Source organism: Psychromonas arctica, from assembly GCF_038155225.1.
In the GTDB taxonomy this organism is placed as follows: Bacteria; Pseudomonadota; Gammaproteobacteria; order Enterobacterales; family Psychromonadaceae; genus Psychromonas; species Psychromonas arctica_B.
Map to the genome: position 1 here is coordinate 1 of NZ_JBAKBA010000078.1, position 4,781 is coordinate 4,781.

The following is a 4,781-nucleotide window of genomic DNA, read 5'->3' on the forward strand; positions in this document are numbered from 1 at the left end:
CGATGATAGTGTGAGGTCTCCTCATGTGAAAGTAGGTCATTGCCAAGCGCCTAATACGATAATCCCTGTTGACTCACGTCAGCAGGGATTTTTTCGTTTTGGTAGTTTAATAATATAGCTTATATAAACATCGGGAGTATGAGCCGGCAGACTCGGTTGATGAGAGTATAAACTCTGCGATGCCTTTACATTACGAAGCCTGGAATATATGAACAATCCCTGTTGATTAACGCAGCAGGTATTTTTTCGTTTGGTGATTTAATAATAATGATCAATATAGAAAGTAGCAGCGAATGACGCGCCTGTATTGTTTTATGAACTATGTAACCTATAGGATGTTTTTGCATTATCAAGCATCAATTTTTGTAGATTTATAATTGTTTACAATTTTTTCTTGTCTTTATGTATTAAATTTATATTTTAATGTCAACTTTGACACTTTATATGATATTTGTATGGATCATTAGTTTGTTTTTGATAGCATTAATTATCCCTTTGTTTGAGAGAATATAATGTCTAAAAAAATAATCCGTATTGCAACTCGTCACAGCCCTTTAGCAATGTGGCAGGCTAATTTTGTTAAAGATGAGTTAATGAAGCACTATAAAGACTTAACTGTTGAATTATTACCAATGAAAACAAAAGGCGATATTCTTTTAGATACACCTTTAGCAAAGGTTGGTGGTAAAGGTTTATTTGTTAAAGAATTAGAAGTTGCTATCTTGGAAAAACGTGCCGATATAGCCGTTCATTCTATGAAAGATGTTCCTGTGGAATTCCCTGAAGGTTTAGGGTTAAGCATTATTTGCGAACGAGAAGATCCACGTGATGCTTTTGTTTCTAATCATTTTAAGCAATTATCAGATCTACCTGAAGGTGCGGTTGTCGGTACTTGTAGTTTAAGGCGCCAATGCCAAATCAGTGAACTACGTCCAGATATAAAAATTAAAGACTTACGTGGTAATGTAAATACACGTTTACGTAAATTAGATGATGGTGAATACGATGCTATTATTCTTGCTGCTGCAGGTCTAATTCGTTTAGAGATGGACTCCCGTATTGCTAGTTTTATTGAACCTGAAGTAAGTTTACCAGCAGTGGGCCAAGGTGCAGTGGGTATTGAATGTCGATTAGATGACGTTGAAACTATTGCTTTACTTGCTCCTTTGGAACATCGCGAAACACGTGTACGCGTAACGGCTGAACGCGCTATGAATTTAGCACTTGAAGGTGGTTGCCAAGTGCCTATCGGTAGTTTTGCTTTAATGAACGGTGATCAACTATTTTTGCGTGGGTTAGTGGGTAGTGTTGATGGTACTAATATCATCAGAAAAGAATTAACAGGTCATGTTGATCAAGCTCATGAGCTGGGTGAAACACTAGCACAGCAATTATTAGATGCTGGTGCAAAAGAAATATTAAGTGAAGTTTATAAGTGATAATTGAACCACGATTATTAGTAACTCGTTTTGCTCCACATGCAGAGCGACTTGCTAATAGTTTAAACGATAGTGGATGCTTCTCTATTGCGCAGCCACTATTAACGGTGACGGAATTAGATGATCCTAAAACACTTGATACATTTTTATCTGGTTATTATGACTATGTTATCGCAGTAAGTGGTAATGCAGTTAGATATGCTCAACAGCAGATAAATATTGATTGGCCTAAAGCTTGTTATTTGGCAGTAGGTCAATCAACACAAAATATATTAAATGAAGTAACAGTCCAAGATGTTTTATGCCCTTTAACTCGATTTGATAGTGAAGGCTTATTAGATCTTGATGAACTAAAATCAATTAAAAATAAACGTGTTTTGATTTTACGTGGTGAAGGTGGACGAGACTTACTTGAAACAACGTTAATCGAACGTGGTGCAAAAGTTGATTTCTTTCAAACATATAAACGTATCAAGATTGATCTTAACGGTCACGAATTAGTTAATAATTGGCAACAAGCGTCTATAAATGGTGCTATTATCAGTAGTGTGGAAATTTTAAATCAATTATTTATGCTTGTACCAAAGGAATACACAAGTTGGATAGATGAGTTAATATTTTATGTCCCAAGTGAACGTGTAGCGAAACAAGCTGCATTGTTAGGTGCTCAACATATTGTGTTGTTACCAAGCTTACATACAGATCAAATTGTGGAATTTTTTAAAGTAAATAATGGCAACTGTATATAGCCCATTAGTTTAAATAGGAATGTTATGACTGATACTAATACTGAAAATCAAAATATATCAACAACACCTGAGTCAGAAGAAGATGTTGTTAATAAAAAACGTAAAAAATCCTCTCGGCTATTAGTCATTATTGCATTGATTTTTATTATCATATTGCTATGTATTATAGGGTATGGCTTTTATTTTTATAAAAATAATGTAGTCAATAATACTGCTTATCAACAAAAAATTGAAACGTTAGCTAATAAGTTAGAATCCCAAGTTGCACAACAAAATAATCAGTTTCAGCAAAGCAAATCATTGAATGACAATTTCAAAACACAAATTGAACAACTCAATATTCAATTGTTAGATGCTCAGAATAAAAGCAAATTACACAGTTCGGATATGCAAGCTCTTCAGCGTAGTGTTGCAGAAACTAACATTCGTCATCCAAGTGATTGGATTTTATCTGAAGTTGAATATTTGATTAACTTGTCTGGTCGTAAATTATGGCTAGAGCACGATTTAAAATCAACTATTGCTTTATTGAGTACTGCTGACAAACGTATTGTTGAAATCGGAGACCCTAGCTTGAATCCGTTGCGTCGTGCTTTGCTTGAAGACATTAATATGCTTGAAGCCTTACCTCAACGTGATGTTGATGGTGTTATTTTGGCCTTGTCTAGTTTGGAACGTCGTATTGATAAACTAACTGTAGCTGGACTAGAGGTACCTGAAATTAAACAAGCTAAAGATAAAGAAGTTTCTGGAGATGTTGCTGATTGGGAAACTAATGTTGATAAATCTTGGAACTCATTTATTGAAAGCTTTATTGTTATTTCTCATCGAGATAAACCAGTTGAAGCTTTATTATCACCAGAACAATCTTGGTACTTAAAAGAAAATCTAAGAAATGCATTATCCAAAGCTGAATTCGCTGTATATAGAGAACAACAAGATATCTATGACCTAGCATTACAGAATGCATTAAAGTTAGTTGCTCTTTATTACGATATGGAAGATAAAAGTACACAACAATTTTATACTTCAGTGAAAAGATTAAGTAAGCAAAATGTATCAATAGATTACCCAGATCAATTCAAGAGCGCACCTTTACTTTCTAGTATTCTTAAACAACGCATTAGTAAGTCATTTACTATTGAAAATGCGGAGTAACGATTATGATTGGACTTTTAGTTATTGTTATATTCTTACTCACTGGGCTAATTTTTGCGCCTGAGTTAAGTGCACACAAAGGTTATATTCTAGTTTCATTTGATAGTTACACTACTTATGAAACAACGATTATCAACGCGGCTTTTATTGCGATTTTATTCTATTTTTTATTATTAGTAGCAGAGTGGGCTTTACGTAAATTATTATCGATGAGTAGTGTTACTCGTGGTTGGTTTGGACAACGAAAAACGCGTAAAGCACAAAAAAATAGTTTATTAGGTATGCTTGCTCTATTAGAGGGGAATACTAAACAAGCACAAAAACTATTGTCTAAATCAGCTGACCGTAGCGAATCTCCTGCATTGACTTATATTGCGGCAGCACGTGCATCACATAAAAATGGTGAATTTAATAAGCGTGATGATTACTTACAATTAGCAAACGAACACCCAGGTTGTAAATTGGCAGTTGGATTAGTATGGGCAGAGCTACAGCTTGATGCTAAACAATATGAAAATGCATTAGCTACCATCAGTGAATTAGATCAACGGTTCCCTAAAAATAGACAAATATTACAACATTATTTAACGCTTTATCCGGCGATTAATGAATGGGGTAAACTAATCTCTCTGCTTAATAAACAGCGTAAATTAACTGGTTTAAATGATCAGGAGTTTGCGGAGTTAGAACTTTATGCTCATCAGCAATTATTTAAAAAATTAGCATCTGAAAGTGGGCAATTACTTAATGATTATTGGTATAAAGATGTTGCTCGCTGGATGCGTAAAGAACTGTCTTACCAACAAGCGGTATTAGAAGCATTTATTGTTAATGGTAATGGAAAGTTAGCGCAGGAGTTCTTATTAGATAAGTTACAGCGTCAGTTTTCTTTGCCATTGTTGCCTTATCTTGAAAAAATAAAAGTGACTGATTATTATCCTATTATCACTTTTCTAGAAAAGCAGTTAAAAAAATCAACACATGCCGATTACATCAATCAAGCATTAGCGCATTTAAAGCTAAAAGAAGGCAATCAAGATGCTGCTATTAAGCATCTTACTGAAAGCCTTAAAACGTTGCCTAATGTTACTGATTATCAGCTATTAGCTTCTCTGCTAGAGCAGCAGGATAAAATTGAAGAGGCTAATTTATATTATCGTCAAGGTTTGGAGTTTGCGGCTAAATAAGCTTTGTTGATTTGATTGTTATTTTTATAACGGGATGATAAACCTGCTACTAAAAATGGCTTAATTTAAAAGGTAAGCTTTGGCTTACCTTTTTTGTGTTTAATGCATACTCAATAATCCACAGTTCATATTCTCTAAATTAATGAGATAATTAAATGCTCACCAGTATTGACTTAAATAATCTCAGTTCAGGATAATACCAATCACACTAATTAAGTTATCTATTTTACTTGTTAAAATAACTTATT

4 protein-coding genes are annotated in these 4,781 nt (G+C 34.0%); all 4 read left to right on the top strand.

The genetic code is table 11. The features are described 5' to 3' along the window. Positions 1-512: 512 nt before the first annotated feature. From hemC to V6255_RS17770, 4 genes are read left to right on the top strand one after another with little or no spacing between them, the layout of a single operon-like run. The gene (gene hemC / locus V6255_RS17755) at positions 513-1,439 is read left to right on the top strand and encodes a hydroxymethylbilane synthase (protein WP_341629341.1); all 927 of its coding nucleotides are present in this window, start codon (positions 513-515) and stop codon (positions 1,437-1,439) included. Continuing rightward, a complete protein-coding gene (locus V6255_RS17760; RefSeq protein WP_341629342.1) occupies positions 1,436-2,188 on the top strand; it encodes a uroporphyrinogen-III synthase in 753 nt (250 codons plus the stop codon). The genes hemC and V6255_RS17760 overlap by 4 nt, the downstream gene beginning before the upstream one ends. Positions 2,189-2,212: 24 nt before the next feature. After that, complete coding sequence (locus tag V6255_RS17765; RefSeq protein ID WP_341629343.1) at positions 2,213-3,346, top strand: uroporphyrinogen-III C-methyltransferase; 1,134 nt, start codon at positions 2,213-2,215, stop codon at positions 3,344-3,346. A 5-nt stretch (positions 3,347-3,351) separates the two neighbouring features. Continuing rightward, positions 3,352-4,533, top strand: coding sequence for a heme biosynthesis HemY N-terminal domain-containing protein (locus V6255_RS17770; RefSeq protein WP_341629344.1), 1,182 nt, complete (start codon positions 3,352-3,354; stop codon positions 4,531-4,533). The last annotated feature ends 248 nt before the right edge of the window (positions 4,534-4,781 follow it).